16 protein-coding genes and 1 tRNA gene are annotated in these 18,054 nt (G+C 57.2%); 9 read left to right on the top strand and 8 right to left on the bottom strand.

The features are described 5' to 3' along the window. Positions 1-311: 311 nt before the first annotated feature. From msrQ to clpB, 3 genes are all read right to left on the bottom strand, one after another. On the bottom strand, positions 312-911 hold the full coding sequence (gene msrQ / locus AADJ11_RS00005) for a protein-methionine-sulfoxide reductase heme-binding subunit MsrQ (protein ID WP_341233634.1): 600 nt from the start codon (positions 909-911) through the stop codon (positions 312-314). A gap of 24 nt (positions 912-935) precedes the next feature. Then, positions 936-1,844, bottom strand: a complete 909-nt coding sequence (gene msrP / locus AADJ11_RS00010) for a protein-methionine-sulfoxide reductase catalytic subunit MsrP (protein WP_341232514.1) — start codon at positions 1,842-1,844, stop codon at positions 936-938. 164 nt (positions 1,845-2,008) lie between these two features. Beyond that, the gene (gene clpB / locus AADJ11_RS00015) at positions 2,009-4,624 is read right to left on the bottom strand and encodes an ATP-dependent chaperone ClpB (RefSeq protein ID WP_341232515.1); all 2,616 of its coding nucleotides are present in this window, start codon (positions 4,622-4,624) and stop codon (positions 2,009-2,011) included. A gap of 115 nt (positions 4,625-4,739) precedes the next feature. Here clpB and AADJ11_RS00020 point away from each other — a divergent pair, with 115 nt between their 5' ends. The 3 genes from AADJ11_RS00020 to AADJ11_RS00030 all read left to right on the top strand — a co-directional run bounded on the left by AADJ11_RS00020 (position 4,740) and on the right by AADJ11_RS00030 (position 7,735). Then, positions 4,740-5,219 carry a hypothetical protein gene (locus AADJ11_RS00020; protein ID WP_341232516.1) on the top strand — a complete coding sequence of 160 codons (480 nt, stop codon included), beginning with the start codon at positions 4,740-4,742 and terminating at the stop codon, positions 5,217-5,219. Positions 5,220-5,356: 137 nt separating this feature from the next. Beyond that, positions 5,357-6,046 carry an orotidine-5'-phosphate decarboxylase gene (gene pyrF, locus AADJ11_RS00025; protein ID WP_341232517.1) on the top strand — a complete coding sequence of 230 codons (690 nt, stop codon included), beginning with the start codon at positions 5,357-5,359 and terminating at the stop codon, positions 6,044-6,046. Between the two features lie 435 nt (positions 6,047-6,481). Continuing rightward, positions 6,482-7,735, top strand: a complete 1,254-nt coding sequence (locus AADJ11_RS00030; RefSeq protein ID WP_341232518.1) for a DNA polymerase IV — start codon at positions 6,482-6,484, stop codon at positions 7,733-7,735. Here AADJ11_RS00030 and AADJ11_RS00035 read toward each other — a convergent pair whose 3' ends face one another. Beyond that, the gene (locus AADJ11_RS00035) at positions 7,736-8,596 is read right to left on the bottom strand and encodes an N-formylglutamate amidohydrolase (protein WP_341232519.1); all 861 of its coding nucleotides are present in this window, start codon (positions 8,594-8,596) and stop codon (positions 7,736-7,738) included. Positions 8,597-8,746: 150 nt separating this feature from the next. Here AADJ11_RS00035 and AADJ11_RS00040 point away from each other — a divergent pair. The 5 genes from AADJ11_RS00040 to AADJ11_RS00060 all read left to right on the top strand — a co-directional run bounded on the left by AADJ11_RS00040 (position 8,747) and on the right by AADJ11_RS00060 (position 11,908). Next, a tRNA-Val gene (locus AADJ11_RS00040) sits at positions 8,747-8,821 on the top strand. Between the two features lie 77 nt (positions 8,822-8,898). Further along, positions 8,899-9,024 (top strand): type B 50S ribosomal protein L36, encoded by a 126-nt coding sequence (gene ykgO, locus AADJ11_RS00045; RefSeq protein ID WP_005850168.1) that lies wholly within the window; start codon positions 8,899-8,901, stop codon positions 9,022-9,024. A gap of 203 nt (positions 9,025-9,227) precedes the next feature. Then, complete coding sequence (locus tag AADJ11_RS00050) at positions 9,228-9,872, top strand: hypothetical protein (protein WP_341232520.1); 645 nt, start codon at positions 9,228-9,230, stop codon at positions 9,870-9,872. A 16-nt stretch (positions 9,873-9,888) separates the two neighbouring features. Beyond that, positions 9,889-10,761 (top strand): glutathione-dependent disulfide-bond oxidoreductase, encoded by an 873-nt coding sequence (gene yghU, locus AADJ11_RS00055; RefSeq protein WP_341232521.1) that lies wholly within the window; start codon positions 9,889-9,891, stop codon positions 10,759-10,761. A gap of 130 nt (positions 10,762-10,891) precedes the next feature. Continuing rightward, a complete protein-coding gene (locus AADJ11_RS00060) occupies positions 10,892-11,908 on the top strand; it encodes a Fe(3+) ABC transporter substrate-binding protein (RefSeq protein WP_341232522.1) in 1,017 nt (338 codons plus the stop codon). 108 nt (positions 11,909-12,016) lie between these two features. Here AADJ11_RS00060 and AADJ11_RS00065 read toward each other — a convergent pair whose 3' ends face one another. Then, entirely contained in the window at positions 12,017-13,681 is a 1,665-nt protein-coding gene (locus AADJ11_RS00065; protein ID WP_341232523.1) for an iron ABC transporter permease, read from the bottom strand. Between the two features lie 544 nt (positions 13,682-14,225). Here AADJ11_RS00065 and AADJ11_RS00070 point away from each other — a divergent pair. Next, positions 14,226-14,396 carry a hypothetical protein gene (locus AADJ11_RS00070; RefSeq protein WP_341232524.1) on the top strand — a complete coding sequence of 57 codons (171 nt, stop codon included), beginning with the start codon at positions 14,226-14,228 and terminating at the stop codon, positions 14,394-14,396. A 124-nt stretch (positions 14,397-14,520) separates the two neighbouring features. Here the strand turns inward: AADJ11_RS00070 and AADJ11_RS00075 are convergent, their stop codons facing one another. The 3 genes from AADJ11_RS00075 to AADJ11_RS00085 all read right to left on the bottom strand — a co-directional run bounded on the left by AADJ11_RS00075 (position 14,521) and on the right by AADJ11_RS00085 (position 17,989). Continuing rightward, complete coding sequence (locus AADJ11_RS00075; RefSeq protein WP_341232525.1) at positions 14,521-15,747, bottom strand: phenylacetate--CoA ligase family protein; 1,227 nt, start codon at positions 15,745-15,747, stop codon at positions 14,521-14,523. A 50-nt stretch (positions 15,748-15,797) separates the two neighbouring features. Beyond that, the gene (locus AADJ11_RS00080) at positions 15,798-16,634 is read right to left on the bottom strand and encodes an ABC transporter ATP-binding protein (protein ID WP_341232526.1); all 837 of its coding nucleotides are present in this window, start codon (positions 16,632-16,634) and stop codon (positions 15,798-15,800) included. 74 nt (positions 16,635-16,708) lie between these two features. Next, positions 16,709-17,989: an ABC transporter substrate-binding protein gene (locus tag AADJ11_RS00085; protein ID WP_341233635.1), complete on the bottom strand. Its 1,281-nt coding sequence runs from the start codon at positions 17,987-17,989 to the stop codon at positions 16,709-16,711. Positions 17,990-18,054 lie beyond the last annotated feature (65 nt).

Genomic DNA, 18,054 nt, shown 5'->3' on the forward strand with positions numbered 1-18,054 from the left:
CCGGTAAGGGGGGTTCTAAGGTTTGTTCCAAATACCCGCAACCCCTTTTTTCGGAATATTGCACTTTTTCTTCATTTCCTGAATTTTGACTTAAAATCAGCATGTTGATTGGCAAATGATGCGTTGTCTTTGGGTGTTTGGGTACGATTATTGCTCTTACCAAAGGTAAGGGTCGGGATCTTTCTGGGAACCTTTTGAGTTATCCACAGATCGCGCCGCGACTCGACCCTTCTGGGCGACCGTTTGCGCCAACATTCCGGCCTCGATTCCGGTGAATCGGCTTGGAATCGCCCCGGCCCGCCAGAATCAAATCAGATTGCCTGCCGTTTTCGGCGTTTTGGCAGCCGCAGCGCCAGCAAACCCAGAATCACAGCCATGTAGAGCAACGGTTCAACCTGAAACCCTTTGACCAGCCAGATGAAGTGCACCCCGCCTAGGATCACAGCCAGATAGGTTAGCTTGTGAAGGCTGCGCCACGTCGGCCCCAGCTTGCGGATCGAATAGCTGTTCGATGTCACAGCCAATGGTACCAGACACAGAAAGCCGGCCATTCCGATGGTGATATAAGGACGCTTGATAATGTCCGCCCAGATCTGGCTGAGGATGCCGATATCGAGAACCAGCCAGACCAGCAAATGCAGCGATACATATAGAAAGGTCATCAAGCCGATGCAGCGGCGAAACTTGATCAGGTTCAAACCTGCATATCTGCGCAAAGGTGTGATCGTCAGCCCGACAATAAGAAGTTGAAGGGCAATCTCCCCCAGCTCATGTTCCAGCGCCTTGATGGGCTCAACGCCCAAACCGCCGGTCTGCGCCTGGTACAGCAGCCACGGCACCGGCAGAACACATAGTATATAGACAGGCCATGTCGGGACCTTGCGGACAAATCCGTTTACCTGATCCACGATATGCGCCACGCCGCCTGCCTTGCCTTAAGTGTCTTTGGTCAGGTCCATGCCAGCATAGAGCGCTGCCACGTCTTCTTCGTACCCGTTGAACATCTCGGTCGGGATGCGTTTGGAGAACAGCCCGCTGCCAATTGCCCGTTCGGTCGCCTGCGACCAGCGCGGGTGATCGACCGTGGGGTTCACATTACTATAGAACCCGTATTCGCGGGCATTGGCCTTGTTCCAGCTTGTCGGGGGCTGGGTATCGGTCAAGGTGATCCGCACCACAGATTTGATCGATTTATAGCCGTACTTCCACGGCACGACCAAACGCAGCGGTGCGCCGTTCTGTTTCAGGATGTCTTTGCCATAGACGCCTGTCGCCATAATCGTCAGCGGGTGCATTGCCTCGTCCAGCCGCAGGCCTTCGACATAGGGCCAATCCAGAACCGGATAGGCGACGCCGGGCATCTCATCCGGGCGCAATGCGGTTTCAAAGGCCACATATTTCGCGCCAGACTGGACGCCCGCCATATTCAACAGATCGGCCAGTTCGAAGCCGCTCCACGGGATCACCATCGACCACGCCTCGACACAGCGGAATTTATAAAGCCGCTCTTCGATGGTCATCGCCTTCATAATGTCTTCGAACGCGTAGGCACCGGGTTTGTCGACCATGCCGTCAATTTCGACCGTCCACGGATCAATGGTCAGCGCATCTGCGTATTTTGCCGGATCATCCTTGCCGGTGCCGAACTCGTAATAGTTATTGTAGGATGTGATCTCCTCGTAGGTGTTCGGTTCCAACCCTTCGGGGGCTGCGCTGGCGCTGCTGCTGATCCCGGCCAAACCGATCCCTGCCAATGCGCCGCCCATGATCTGCCGTCGGTTCATGAACAGCCCCTCGGGGGTCACGTCTTTTTCTTTCAGCGTATTGATCCAGCGGTTGGCCATTCGGGCGCTCCTTACATCTATATATATAGTAGATAGTCCGCAGATCAGGATCGACCAAACGGTAAGCGGCGACATTTCAGCAATCACACCTTATTGTCACCAAAACGCAAAAGGGCCGCAGCAAATGCCACGGCCCTTTTATACTGTATATTATATAGTGTCGCTTAGTGAACGGTCGCGTCATCCGGTTTTGGCCGGTTGCTGGCCGCCACCCGATCACCGATGATCAGACCGTCGGCACCTGCCGACACGGGGATCAGATCACCGTCCATCACATCCCCGGCGAGGATCATCTCGGCCAGCGGATCCTGAAGCGCGCGTTGGATCACCCGCTTCAACGGCCGCGCACCGAACACCGGATCATAGCCTTCATCCGCGAGCCATTGCCGCGCACCGTCGTCCAGCTGAAGCTCGATCTTGCGACCTGCAAGACGTTTCAGCAAACGGCTGATCTGGATATCGACGATCCCGTTCATGTCAGCACGCGCCAACCGGTCAAAGATAATCGTTTCATCCAGACGGTTCAGGAACTCGGGCCGGAAGTGCCCGCGCACTGCGTCCATCACATCGCGTTTGGCCTGATCCATATCCCCGCCTTCGGGCAATTGGCTTAGCGCTTGGGCACCAAGGTTGCTGGTCAACACGATCAGCGTTTGCTTGAAATCGACCTTGCGACCCTGACCATCCGTCAGCACACCATCGTCGAGAACCTGCAACAGCACGTTGAACACATCAGGGTGCGCCTTTTCGACCTCGTCGAACAGCACAACCTGATAGGGTCTGCGCCGCACGGCTTCGGTCAGAACGCCGCCTTCGTCATAGCCGACATAGCCGGGAGGGGCACCGATCAGGCGAGACACGGCGTGTTTCTCCATGAATTCGGACATGTCGATCCGCACCATCGCGTTTTCATCGTCGAACAGGAACTCGGCCACGGCTTTGGTCAGCTCGGTTTTACCCACGCCGGTTGGCCCAAGGAACAAGAAGCTGCCCAAAGGCCGCGCCTCGTCGTTCAGACCGGCCCGCGCACGGCGCACCGCATTTGCGACGGCTTTGACCGCTTGGTTTTGGCCAATCACACGATTGTGCAACTGATCTTCCATGCGCAACAGCTTATCACGTTCGCCTTCCAGCATCCGGCCCGCAGGAATACCTGTCCAGCGTTCAACCACGCTTGCGATCTGGTCGGGGCGCACGGCCTCTTCCACCATCACGTCGGTTTCGCTTTCCTCGGCCTCGCCCAGCTTACGCTCCAGATCAGGGATCACGCCATAAGAAAGCTCCCCGGCCTTGGCCAGATTGCCTTCGCGCTTGGCGATGTCCAGCTCGGCCCGCGCACGGTCCAGCTTTTCCTTCAGCTCGCGCGCGCCCTCAAGACGGTCACGTTCGCCCTGCCATTGCGCGGTCATCGCATCGGCTTTTTCCTGAAGATCGCTCAGCTCTTTTTCCAGCTTTTCCAGACGGTCTTTGCTCGCGGCGTCATCTTCTTTCTTCAACGCCTCGGCTTCGATCTGCAGCTGCATGATCTGACGGTCCAGCGCGTCCAGTTCTTCGGGTTTGCTGTCGACCTGCATCCGCAAACGGCTGGCCGCTTCGTCCATCAGGTCAATTGCCTTGTCCGGCAGGAAGCGGTCGGTGATATAGCGATGCGACAGCGTTGCCGCCGCCACCAGCGCAGAGTCGCTGATCCGCACACCGTGGTGCAGTTCGTACTTCTCTTTAATACCGCGCAGGATCGAAATGGTATCTTCGACCGTAGGTTCCTCGACCATGACAGGCTGGAACCGGCGGGCAAGTGCCGCATCTTTTTCGACATATTTGCGATATTCATCAAGCGTGGTGGCACCGATACAATGCAGCTCCCCGCGTGCAAGCGCTGGCTTGATCAGGTTGGCCGCGTCCATCGCGCCCTCGCCTTTGCCCGCGCCAACAAGGGTGTGCATTTCATCGATGAACAAGATCACTTCGCCAGCCGCCTCGGTCACTTCGGTCAGAACGGCCTTTAGGCGTTCCTCGAACTCACCGCGGTATTTTGCGCCGGCGATCAAAGCCCCCATGTCCAGCGCCAACAAACGTTTGTTGCGCAGGCTTTCAGGCACATCGCCATCGACGATCCGCAAGGCCAAGCCTTCGGCGATCGCTGTTTTACCAACGCCGGGCTCACCGATCAGAACCGGGTTGTTCTTTGTGCGACGGCTCAGCACCTGCATGGCGCGGCGAATTTCTTCGTCCCGGCCAATAATAGGGTCGATTTTGCCTTCGCGGGCACGTTCGGTCAGATCAAGGCTGTATTTCTTCAGCGCTTCATAGCCTTCTTCGGCACTGGCTGTGTCTGCCGTCCGACCCTTGCGCACATCATTAATGGCAGCGTTCAGCGCTTGCGCCGTCACCTTACCACTGTCCAATGCATCTTTTGCACCGGATTTCACCATGCACAGCGCCATCAAAACGCGCTCAACGGGCACAAAGCTGTCACCGGCCTTCTTGGCCAGCTCTTCTGCCTCGGCCAAAACCTTGGCTGTTGTATTGTCCAGATATACTTGGGCCGCGTCGCCCGACACTTTGGGCATCTTGCCCATCGACAGGGTTAAAGCTTGGACAACTGCAGGTGCATTACCGCCAGATGCGGTAATCAGATTGGTTGCCAGTCCCTGATCGTCATCCATCAACGCTTTGAGAAGATGCTCTGGCATCAGCCGTTGGTGGCTCTCTCTGGTCGCGATGGTCTGCGCTGCCTGAATAAAGCCACGCGATCTCTCCGTGAACTTGCTCAAGTCCATGGTTCTCTCCTTTTCAGTTAAGCGCCCTATGATTTTGACGCCTGAATATCAGCACGTCAGTGTGTGGGCCTTGACCTAAATCAAGTATCGCAAGCCGATGGTTTCAAGAGGCTCGTTGTATAATACGAAGTTTTTAGTCGCAGATTCGAATTCGCGGCTTTCCGCCGGTGTGGATTGGGCGATTGGAACCCTTTGGGCCGAAGTACCGTTTTTATCGCAGAAGACAACGGACCATCCCATCGCACTGATGACAGGTGCTGGAACCAAAAAGGTACGAGACATGCAGACCCGACCAGTTCAAATGACCGATGTAATCTATAACGCAGCCGAGCAAAGCTTTGAGGCGTTGGTAACTGTCCACGACACCGACGGCTCTCGCAAATACGCCTGTTCGATCAACGCGCCGATTTCGACATCCTTCGCGGATGCCGCAGCGGGCTTGCGCAAACAGGCCGAGCGGCGTCACGCGACCCGCAGCGGAATGTTCAGCGAATTGCAGTTTCAATCCACCCCGCCGCGTGGTGGACGGCAGCGATTTGACCCAAAAACATGGCTTGCGCATATTGCCAGCCTGTCAGGCCTGCGCGCTGCCTGAAACACTTGATGGGCGGCGTGATACCTGCACCGCCAAAACTGTACCTGCCTTTTCCGGCTTGCATTATAATGGACATGAGCAGCCTGACACCGTAAAGCACAACCGTTTGCCCCTGCCCAACAACCGGAGTGTCCCCCATGTCAGATGATCGCCTTATCGTTGCCCTTGATGTTCCTCACGCTGTCGCGGGGTTGGAGCTGGCGCAAAAGCTGGGCGATAGCGTCGGGTTTTATAAGATCGGTCTGGGGATGTTGACCACGGGCGGTCTTGGCCTTGCCAACGAGTTGATCCAAGAGCACGGCAAACGCGTCTTTCTGGATATGAAGCTGTTCGATATTGGCGCAACCGTCGAAGCGGCGGTACGCGGGCTGGCCCAGTTCGATCTGGATTTCCTGACCGTCCATGGTGACCCCCACGTCGTGCGCGCCGCGATGGAAGGGGCCGCAGGATCGCGGACCAAAATCCTTGCCGTGACTGTTCTGACATCGCTGGACCGCGCAGACCTTGATGCGGCATTGATCCAGCAAGGCGACATTCCCGATCTGGTCGCGACCCGCGCCGGTCGCGCGTTCGAGGCCGGTGCCGATGGTATCATCGCTTCGCCGCAAGAAGCGGCGCTGATCCGGGCGCTGCCTCAATCGCAGGGCAAGCTGATTGTCACCCCCGGTGTGCGCCCCCAAGGTGCGGCCTTGGGCGACCAAAAACGTGTCGCCACCCCGCATCAGGCGATCAAAGACGGCGCGGACCATATCGTAGTGGGCAGACCGATCTGGCAAGCAAGCGATCCAAGCGCCGCAGCCCGCGCTGTACTGGCCGAATTGCCTTAATCCCGCCACCTTTAATCGTTGACTGTGCTTAATGGGTAACAGACCCGGCTTTACTGTCGTAATACGGGAATTCTACCTTTGTGTCCCGGCAATGGTATGGCAACCTTACTTTGGTGATACTCCCCGACGAACTGGTTCTTCCTGATGTTCGTCACCTCCCCCCGCTGGTTGCGGGGGGCTCTTTTCCTCCCCCCTCCCCGCGCGTCTTTAAACGGCCCCCTCAGATCATCTGAGGCATGCCGACGAAAGCGCCGTCGCACGTCGCAAGAACCTGCGGCCGAAGTATACCTCAGCGCACATGGGGACCCTTCCGCCCGTGTCGCATTACACTATATACTTAAGTATAAGGCCAACGCGCATGTCCCGACGCGCCATGTTCAATCCCGACGGCCTGCGGTATGTTGCCAGCACCGTCCCTAAGCCCATATATCCCTTATGCCCGCAGTTTGCCGCGATTGCCTGACCCAGATATCACCCGCGCGCCGATGTTCGGCTTGCGGCAGCCCCCGTGTGATGTCTCATCCGGAACTGTTTGACCTGTCCATCGCGCATATGGATTGCGATGCCTTCTATGCGTCCGTCGAAAAGCGCGACAACCCTGCGTTGAACGGGAAACCTGTTATTATTGGCGGTGGACGGCGCGGCGTCGTCTCGACCGCGTGTTATATTGCGCGGATCAAAGGCGTTAAGTCCGCCATGCCGATGTTTCAGGCGCTCAAGCTTTGCCCCGAGGCCGTAATCATCAAGCCGCGTATGGAAGCCTATGTCGAAGCATCCCGCGCCATCCGCGCGATGATGGAGGAACTGACCCCCGCCATCCAACCGCTGTCGCTGGACGAGGCATTTCTTGATATGACCGGCACGACTAAGCTGCACGGCGCACCGCCTGCCGTGATGCTGGCCAAGCTGGTCCGGCGCATGAAGACCGAGTTGGGGCTGACGGGATCAATCGGGCTGTCCCATAACAAGTTCCTGGCCAAGGTCGCGTCTGATCTGGATAAACCGCATGGTTTTTCAATCATCGGCCAAGACGAAACGATGGCATTTTTGCACGACAAACCGGTGAGCATGATCTGGGGTGTCGGCGCCGCCACGCTGGCATCGTTGAACAAGGCGGGCATTCAAACATTTTCCGACCTGTTGCGGTGGGAACAAACCGATCTGATCGCGCGGTTTGGCGGCATGGGCGACCGCCTGTGGCATCTTGCGCGCGGCCAAGACAAACGCCGCGTTTCATCCCATGAGCCGATGAAATCAATCAGTAATGAGACCACCTTTCACGACGACACAGCGGACCCAGAGCTGCTGGATGGCCATCTGTGGCGCATGGCGCAGAAGGTGGCGGATCGGGCCAAGGCCAAAAATCTGGCGGGGCGTGTTGTGGTCCTCAAGCTTAAACGCGCGGATTTTTCGCTGATCACACGGCGCGTATCGCTGTATGATCCGACGCAATTGGCCGACCGCATTTACCGCACCGCACGTGGACTATTTGACCAGTTGAATGATCCCGGCCCCTATCGCCTGCTGGGTTGCGGGATTTCGGACCTTAGCGATGCGGATGGCGCGGATCTGTCTGGTGACCTGCTGGACCCCGACGCCAGCCGTCGCGGCAAGGCGGAACGGGCGACGGATGCGATTCGCAACCGCTTCGGCGACAAGGCCATCGTCAAAGGCCGCGCGCTGCGCTGATTACTCCGCTGCCAAGGGAATACGGCCCTGCCCGATCAACGCAATTTCGGCCACAACCGTTTGCAGCGCCTTTTGCACATCCTCGAAATTGTCATTCGGCTGCACGAGGGCCTCGTTCATGTACAGTGACCGATCCAATTCGATCTGAACCGCATGCTGCCCGCGCAACGGCCGACCGTAAGCTTGGGTGATATAGGCCCCTGCGAAGGGCGTGTTGCGCGTGACATTGAACCCCGCGCTGGTAAATGCGGCCTCGATCCGGTCCACCACGTCACTGCCTGCCGCCGCCCCGAAACGATCGCCCAGCACGACATCTGGCCGCTTCATCCCTTGTCGTGCCACACTATCTACCGCCTCGTGGGGCATGGAATGACAATCAACCAACACGGCCTGCCCATGATGCTGATGTGCATCATTCAGCAGCCGCTGCAACATCGCATGGTAGGGCCGCCAATAGGTATCGATACGTTTTTCCGCCTCTTCCAGCGTGATCTTGCCACGGTAAATCGCACGACCATTCGCAACGACACGCGGAATCACCCCAAGGCCGGATGCCACGCGCGGGTTATGCCCCTGCCGGCGCACCCCCTCGATCAGCGCGGGGTCCAGCTCCTCGCTCGCGCGGTTCAGATCAATATAGGCGCGCGGTGCACCGGCCATCAAAAACGGCGCACCATAATGCGGGGCTGCGTTGAACAGTACATCGACGAAAGCATCCTCGGACGAGCGGATCGTATGATCGTCTAAAACGGTGGATTTCAGGAAAGAAGCACTGTAATTGCGCCCCGAATGCGGGGATGCAAACACCACACAAGACAGGTTCTGCTCGGGGTGAATGACGTCGTATGAGGGGTGTGGCATGAAGGGACCTTTCAAAAACCATACTAGCGCATGTTTTTACAAAGCCAAAACCCCTTGATCATACCTGCGACTCTATTTATAGCCCCCCTATCGGCGCGGAAATTTCGCGCCCCGTTTTTGTTTGGGGCGTCGGTTTTCGTGTTACATAGGGGGTGATTAGCTCAGCGGTAGAGCACTTCGTTGACATCGAAGGGGTCACTGGTTCGATCCCAGTATCGCCCACCACCTAATTCATTGGCCTCGCAATCGCGGGGCTGCCCGCAACCCGGCGCTGGCCCGCGCCACGACACAGGAGAACGACCATGAAGGTTCGCAATTCGCTCCGCTCGCTCAAGAACCGGCACCGTGACTGCCGCGTTGTGCGTCGCAAAGGCCGCGTTTACGTGATCAACAAAACGCAGCGCCGGTTCAAAGCCCGTCAGGGTTAAGAACTGCTTGCAGACAATTAGAAAAGGCCGCTCCTTCTGGGGCGGCTTTTTTTGTTTGGGGGGGGTGGCTTTCAGGCTGCCCTGTCCTTCAGTCAGCCCCCCACACCAAAGTCAGGCGCATGTGACCGAACCGAAGCGGGCAAACATACCGTTTCGCCTTATTTGTGGTAAAATGTTTCTGTCAAATTTATGGAGCATTCCAGATGAACGACGTGAGCGTGCGAAGAATTGATATCTTGGTATTGCTGCTTATCGGGGCGGTTCTTGCCTACTCAGCCTGGATTTTCATGTCCGCCTATCTGTCCGGATCGGACATGGGCGCATGGGTGTGGAACCGTCACCAAAACCTATTTTCGTGGTATTCCCGCCCTGTATTCATCGTTCCCGCCGCCTATTATGCGTATCGGCGAAAACTCTGGCATATCCTTGGGTTCATGGCACTTCTTCTGACCAGCTTATTCTGGTTCGATGCGCCAACCACGGTATCCCCAGCGGTGAGCGAATACCTGAAATGGGAAGAGCAGCTGTTTTTCACCAACGACAACAAATTGCCTTTGATCGCGCTGACCGTGGGTGCCACGCTCTTTCTGTTCTTGCTGTTCTACGCGTTTTGGCAACGGAACGTTTGGTATGGTCTTGCGCTCATCAATGCCGGAACGCTTCTTAAAATCGTGGTCAGTATCAGCTTGGGGCAAGAGGCGGGTTCGGCGGCCATCGCACCATCACTCAGCAGTTTACTGGTAATCAATCTGATCGCGTGGGGCGTTTATCGACGTACACGCGGCAGTGAACGCCCCTTGCGCTCCCCCCCACACAGCCTAGGTTCTGCACCAGACATAAATGACTGAACCGAGAGGGACCTCCATGACTGATCTGCCCGACTATACACCCCCTGCCGTCTGGGAATGGGAACAAGGCAACGGCGGAAAATTCGCCAATATCAACCGCCCCGTTGCTGGCCCAACCTCCGAGAAAGAGCTGCCCGTGGGCAAGCATCCGATCCAGCTGTATTCGCTGGCCACGCCCAACGGCGTCAAGGTCACTGTCCTGCTGGAAGAGCTGCTGGCCGCAGGTCACAAGGGTGCGGAATATGACGCATGGTTGATCAACATCGGCGAAGGTGACCAGTTCGGGTCGGGTTTCGTTGACGTGAACCCGAACTCCAAAATCCCTGCGATGATGGACCATTCCGGCGACAAACCGCAGCGCATTTTCGAATCCGCATCGATGATGTTGCATCTGGCTGAGAAGTTTGGTGCGTTCCTGCCCAAAGACCCAAGCCAGCGCACCGAATGTATGTCCTGGCTGTTCTGGCAGATGGGCAGCGCGCCTTATCTGGGCGGTGGTTTCGGGCATTTCTATGCCTATGCACCGGTCAAAATCAAATATTGCATCGACCGTTTTGCGATGGAAACCAAGCGCCAGTTGGACGTTCTTGACCGCCACTTGGCCGACAATGAATATATGGCGGGCGAATACTCAATCGCTGATATGGCGATCTGGGCATGGTATGGCCAGCTGGTGCTGGGGCGTCTTTACGAAGCCGCCGAGTTCCTTGACGTCGCGTCGTATAAGAACGTCATGAAATGGGCCGAAAAGATCGATGCGCGCCCCGCCGTCACACGTGGCCGCATGGTGAACCGACCCTTTGGGGAGCCTGAAATGCAGTTGCATGAGCGTCATGACGCCAGCGATTTCGACACCAAAACCCAAGACAAAATCGGGTCTGATTCCTAAGAATACTGCGTTTTGCCGCCCCTGCGGCGGCAAAACGCGCCCTACTGTTTTACTCAAGAATGCTTGATTGTAGAGGCCAAATCTGTTTCTTACTTAAATTGTAAATTTACTAAAACAGATGGATATACTCATGACCCTGACAAAAACCGCTTTTACAGCCGTGCTTTTGGCCTCAGTCGCCATGCCCGCTTTTGCCGAGGGACAGTTGAACCTGTATTCCTCGCGTCACTACGACACAGATGAAAAACTGTATTCCGACTTTACCGACCAAACCGGTATCACCATCAACCGGATCGAAGGCAAAGCCGACGAACTGCTTGCCCGTATGGAAGCCGAGGGCGCGAATTCCCCCGCAGATGTTATGATCACGGTGGATACAAGCCGTCTGGCCCGCGCCAAAAACATGGGTCTGCTGCAATCCGTCGATAGCGACATTCTTGAGGATCGCATTCCTGCCAACCTGCAAGACACCGACAACAACTGGTTCGGCTTTTCGCAGCGTTCGCGGATCATCTTCTATGCCAAAGACACGGTAGATACGCCGCCAATGAACTACCTCGATCTGGCCGATCCTGCGTATAAGGGCAAAATCTGCATCCGGTCGTCCACCAACTCGTACAACCAGACGCTGCTGGCGGCGCTTGTCACCCACCACGGTGAAGAAAAAGCAACCGAATGGGCGCAGGGCGTTGTCGACAACATGGCGCGTGCACCTCAGGGCGGTGATACCGACCAGCTGCGCGGCATTGTGTCGGGCGAATGCGAAATCGCTGTGTCCAACTCCTATTACTTTGCCCGCGCGATCCGCACCGACGTTTCAGGCGTCAGCGCCGATATCGCTAAAATCGGCTGGGTCTTTCCTGACCAAGACGGCACAGGCGCACACATGAACCTGTCCGGTGCAGGTGTTGCGGCCAACGCGCCAAACCGTGACAACGCGGTGAAGTTCCTTGAATACCTGTCCTCCGACAGCGCGCAGTCCTATTTCTCGGCCGGGAATGACGAATTCCCAGCGGTCGAAGGTGTGGAACTGGCTGACTCAGTCGCCAAGCTGGGCGAGTTCAAAGCAGATGAGGTGAACCTGTCGGAAGTGGCAGAGAACATTCCGACCGCACAGAAAATCTTTAACGCGGTTGGCTGGGAATAACCCACGCCGCCTACGGATAAAGAACAAAAGACCGCGTCGAAGCATTTTCGGCGCGGTCTTTTATTTATCAGCCCCGAAATGGCGTAACCCGTCCGTTGTTTACGAAGTTTAACGCTGCCGTCCGACCTGCCGGCAGATCAGGATCACCGGCAGCAAGCCCATCGCCACGATCACCAACGACGGCACCGCAGCACCCTCTAGGCGTTCGTCACTGGCCAGACGATATGCCTGCACCGCAAGCGTGTCATAGTTGAACGGCCGCATGATCAGCGTCGCAGGCAATTCTTTCATCACATCGACAAAGACGATCAACAGCGCGGTCAGCAGGCTGGGCGTCAGGATCGGCAAATGCACCCTGCGCAAGGTGCCAATCGGCGTTTCGCCCAGCGACCGTGCCGCCGAATCCATGTTGGCATGCACCATCGCCTGCCCGCCCTCATACGCGCCCAAGGCTGCCGCCAAAAAGCGCACCATATAGGCCGCGACCAGCAGCCAGATCGACCCTGTCACCAATAGCCCCGTCGAGATGTCAAAGGTGCTGCGCATCCACGCGTCCAACATGTTGTCAAACGCCGCAAACGGCACCAACAGCCCCACAGCGATCACCCCGCCCGGCACGGCATAGCCCAACCGCGCCACATAGGCCGCGCCGTTGGAAAGCGTGCCGGGGCGCAGCCGCTGAAAGAACCCCACGCAAACCGCCGCCGCCACAGTGACCACCGCCGCAACCCCTGCCAATGTGGCCGAGTTGCGGATAAAGCCAAGGTAACGCGGGCTAAGCAGATCCTGTTCTGACCCCAGCCCCATGAACACCAAGATCACAACCGGCAGCACCGCGCCAAGCAGCACCGGCACACCGCAGGCCACAAATGCCACCGCCGCCCGCCATCCGGTCAATTGCACCGGCGGCATTGCCACGGCGCGGCGCGAAGGATCGTGATATTTGGCCTTGCCGCGCTGAATGCGTTCAAGCATCGCCAACAGCAGTGCAAAGCTGAGCAAACAAAGCGCAAGCTGCGCCGCGCCCGCCCTGTCAAACAGGGAAAACCAACTGGTGTAGATGCCGGTGGCAAAAGTCTGGACGCCAAAATAGGCGACCGTGCCAAAATCGGCGATCGTCTCCATCACCGTCAGCAGCACGCCGCCCGCAATGGCCGGGCGCGCCAATGGCAGGCTGACCTTATAGAACGCGGCCCATGCACTGCTACCCAAGGCACGTGCCGCCAGAAATGTCGTGGCCGACTGCTGCAAAAACGCCGCGCGGGCCAGAAGATATACGTAAGGATACAGCACCAAGATCAGCATCAGGGCGGCACCGCCCAGTGATCTGATTTCGGGGAACCAATAGTCGCGCGGGCCCCAGCCCGTCACATCGCGCAACACCGTTTGCACAATGCCCGGATGATCCAAGACATGGGTATAGGCATAGGCCAACACATAGGCCGGAAAGGCCAACGGCAGCACCAGCGCGATCTCGAGGATTTTCACGCCGGTAAAGCGGGTCATCGTGACCAGCCACGCGGCCCCCACCCCCACAGAGAACGTGCCCAAAGCGACAAAAATCACAAGAAGCAGCGTGGTCCCGACATAGCCCAGCAAAACCGTATCGACCAAGTGCCGCACAGTGTCCGTGCCCCCGACCAATGCGGCCAAGACCACGGCAAGCATCGGCAAGGCGCAGGCGGCTGCAATCATGACCGCCACCGTCGCAAGCCCCCGCAACCCGTCACGTGGGGCTTTGACGACAAATTCAGCAGGGGGTTTCTGGTGCATAGTCATGAATTCGGTTTCGACTATTCTAGTCGAGAATACCAGCGGGATGGGCAAAATTATCGTCGTGCGTGGTGCGGCGTGGTGCCGCCTTCGGCGAGGATATTTAAGAGCCAGAGAAGAAGCTGGACAGCAAGGCAAGCTGCCTGAGGTGGTGCTATCCGTGATTTGCGACGCTTTAGATCACACTTCTGGGCGCATGAGATTTCCCGTTGGAAGATCACCCTCCGAACAATAGAAGAACATCAATTATTGTGCTAAAAAATAACCGCACATCGCCAGATGTCGAAGTTTATGTATATACCTACCGTAAATACAAGATGCCCGTTATTTCGGGCACACAGCGGCCCTCAGGGCTGGTTCGGTCATTCACCGTTGCCAAATCAATATCTTGCGTGTAGAATACGAAAAGCCACAAAACCCGACCAGGGGTTTCGTGGCTTAAATCAAACGCCGCATCAGGGCGAAAGACTGCTTTAACAGGGGGGTTATACCCTCAATGTGATCTTTTTGTCAACCCTGTGCCGGCTCCATTTTGGAGAACCACATGACTAAAAGTAACCGCGAACCGAGCAAACGCCTTACGGCAAATGATGCCATGATTATTAAAAAACGCTTGAAAGATGGGGAAATGCAAAGTCGCATAGCCGCAGATTTTGACGTTAATATCGGTCGTATTAGCGAAATAAACACAGGCAAAAAATTTGCAGATGTTTAAATAAATTGGGGGGCTTCGGCTCCCCTTTTTCTTGCTATCCACTGCCAAGCCCCATTCGCAGTAATGCTGACATAGACCTTTCCATCGCTCTTTCACCAACAAAAACTGTTGCAGCCCGATAGGGTTAGTCGTAGCTGCGTTGGTCTTCGATCACGAGGCCGTCTTTGGGCAGGGTGTCGGGGGCCACGATGACGATCTTGCCTTTGAGCTTCAGCACGTTGACCACGGTTTGTGCGTAGGCATCGGCATCGCCGCCGTCGGATTCGATGTGGACGGTCATCACGTCTTGTTCACCGGCACGGCTCGCGACGACGCGGGCTTTGGTGATCTCGGGGTGGTGATCGACAAGGGCGGCGACCTGTTCGGGGCGCACGAACATGCCTTTGATCTTGGTGGTTTGATCGGCGCGGCCCATCCAGCCTTTGATACGCATATTGGTGCGGCCGCAGGGCGATGTGCCGGGCAGAATGGCGCTTAGGTCACCGGTGGCAAAGCGGATCAACGGGTAGTCGGGGTTAAGCGTGGTCACGATCACTTCGCCGACTTCGCCAGCGGGCACGGGATTTCCGGTGCCGGGGGTGACGATTTCAACGATGACATTCTCGTCGACGATCATCCCCTCCATCGCGGGGCTTTCATAGGCGATGTTACCCAGATCGGCGGTGGCATAGCTTTGCAGACAAGTGATGCCGCGGCCCGTGTAATAGTCGCGCAAGGACGGGAACAGCGCACCGCCACCCACGGCAGCCTTGGTGATGCCAAGGGTCACGCCCATTTCGTCGGCTTTCTCGAGGATGATCTTGAGGTAGTCTGGCGTGCCTGCATAGGCGGTGGTGCCCACATCGCGCGCGGCGATCACCTGTAGCTCGGTCTGGCCGGTTCCGGCGGGCAGAACAGCAGCGCCAACCGCCTGCGCACCGGATTCAAAGATCATGCCGGCGGGGGTCAGGTGATAGCCAAAGCAATTGTGCACGATATCGCCAGCCCCAATTCCAACCGCATGCAGGAACCGGCCCATGCGCCACCAGTCAGGCGCGTTGGACGACGGCTCGTAAATCGGGCCGGGGGATTGGAACACATGGGTAAAGGCATGCGCAGGCTTGGTCGTGAAGCCGCCAAAGGGGGCCGAAGCCGCCTGTGCCTTGCCAATCTCGGATTTGCGCAGCACCGGCAATGCGGCCAGCGCATCGGCGCTTGTGATGGTCGCGGGGTCAACGCCGTCCAATGATCCGGCATACCCGGTCAACGCTTTGGCGCGGGCGATTTGGGCGGGCAAAGCCTGCGCCAGATCGGCGGCGCGCGCCTCGGGGCTACGGGTTTCGAGCTGATCAAAGTGGGACGTCTGTGCCATGTTGCTTACTCGCAATTCATATGAAGTTCAGGTTGGCGGCAAAGGTCGGATCAGCTGAGCCAGCGCTTGCGGCGGCGGTAGCTGCGCACGTCGCGGAACGATTTGCGGCCTTCGTCGGACATGCCCAGATAGAATTCCTTAACGTCCTGATTTTCACGCAGATCGGCGGCAGGGCCGTCCATCACCACACGACCGGATTCAAGGATGTATCCGTAATGCGCAAACCGCAGGGCCACGTTGGTGTTCTGTTCCGCCAGCAGGAAGGTCACGCCTTCGTTTTCGTTCACCGATTTCACGATCTCGAAAATCTGCTCAACCAACTGCGGGGCAAGGCCCATTGACGGCTCGTCCAGCAGGATCGTTTCGGGGCGGGACATCAACGCGCGGCCAATCGCGCACATTTGTTGTTCGCCGCCCGAGGTATAGCCCGCTTGCGATTTACGCCGTTCGCGCAGACGTGGGAAATAATCATACACCATCTCAAGATCACGGGCGATTGCCGCCTTGCCGTCGTTGCGGGTATAGGCCCCGGTCAGCAGGTTCTCTTCGATGGTGAGGTGTTCAAAACAATGCCGGCCTTCCATGACCTGTACGACACCGCGCTTTACCATCTCGGCTGGGTCCGAGCTGTGCACTGGTTCGTTGCGGTATTTGATCGACCCTTTGGTGACCTCGCCGCGTTCGGAATGTAGCAGGTTCGAAATCGCCTTGAGCGTCGTCGTTTTGCCCGCGCCATTACCGCCAAGCAAGGCCGTGATGCCACCCTTGGGGACTTTCAGGCTCACGCCTTTGAGCACCAGAATGACCGAGTTATAGATCACTTCGATATTGTTGACCTCAAGAAGGGTCTCGACCTGCGCGTCGGGCGTTGGGGTGGCGTCCAGCATGGGTGTCTCTTTCATAGATGGCGGTTGTCGGGATGCGGCGACTGTGCCGCCGCATCCCAAGTCAAAGGCTTAACTTAGCAGCCCGGCGTGATACCGGATTCAGCTGCGAATGCAGCCGCGTCTTCTGCGATCAGCGGTGTCAGCACGTCTTGGTCGGACTGCTCGTAGCCTGTGATCAAGCTCCAGCTGTCGGCAGCGGCATCCCACTGGGATACAGCAACAAGGCCGTTACCGCCGTGGTTTTCACAAGAGACCGAGAACTCGGGACCAAAGTTCGGCAGGCCCAATCCGGCCATCTTCGCTTCGGTGATCTCCAATGCTTCCATACCGTCACGCATTTGTGCAGGTGTCAGCGCCTTGGTGTTGTGGATACCTTGGGCTGTTTTTGCAGCTTCGGCGGCCAGCATCGCAGCGTAAAGACCACGGTTGTACAAAGCTGTACCGATTTGGTCGCCTGCACCGGCCGCTTTGCCGGAATCGACAACATATTTCTGGATGTCGTCAAATACCGGGAAGTCATCGCCCACGTTGTGGAACGTCAACGCTTTGTAGCCGTTGGCCTTTTCGCCAGCAGGACGCACGTCGTTTTCAGAACCGGACCACCAGATGCCCATGAACTGGTCCATTGGGTAGCGGATGTTTGCGGCTTCCTGAACGGCAACCTGGTTCATAACGCCCCAACCGTACATGATCACATTGTCCGGCTTTTCACGACGGATCTGCAGCCACTGCGATTTCTGCTCCTGACCGGGGTGGTCAACGGGTAGCAAGGACAATTCAAAACCGTGCTTTTTGCTCAGTTCTTCCAGCGTGCGGATTGGTTCCTTGCCATAGGCAGAGTTGTGGTAAACCAATGCGATCTTTTTGCCGTCAAGGCTGCCACCGTTCACGTCCAGCAGGTGCTTGATCGCGACAGATGCGCCATCCCAATAGTTCGCAGGATAGTTAAAGACGTTCTTGAACACGGAACCGTCTTTGGCAGAGGTCCGGCCATAGCCCATCGAGTGGACAGGAATGCCATCCGCCGTCGCTTTGGGGATCAGCTGATAAGTGATGCCTGTGGACAGCGGTTGATAGACCAACGCGCCTTCGCCCTTGGTGCTTTCATAGCATTCCACACCTTTTTCGGTGTTATAGCCGGTTTCGCATTCGATCATGCGGATCGGCTCGCCGCCAATGCCGCCATCGCGCTCATTCAGCAGGGTGAAATAATCCGCGTAGCCATCCGCAAACGGAATGCCGTTAGCGGCGTAAGGACCGGTGCGATAGCTCAGCGATGGAAAGACAAGCTCTGCCATTGCGGGGCCTGCGGCCAGCGTGACGCCAAGCGCCAGTGTGGTCAGTTTCAGTTTCATGTTCATCGGTGTTTCCTCCCTTGGATATGTCCGATCGTGCCGGGTTTTCCCGGTCGTCTGCTTCG

It is taken from the genome of uncultured Sulfitobacter sp. (genome assembly GCF_964021855.1).
In the GTDB taxonomy this organism is placed as follows: domain Bacteria; phylum Pseudomonadota; class Alphaproteobacteria; order Rhodobacterales; family Rhodobacteraceae; genus Sulfitobacter.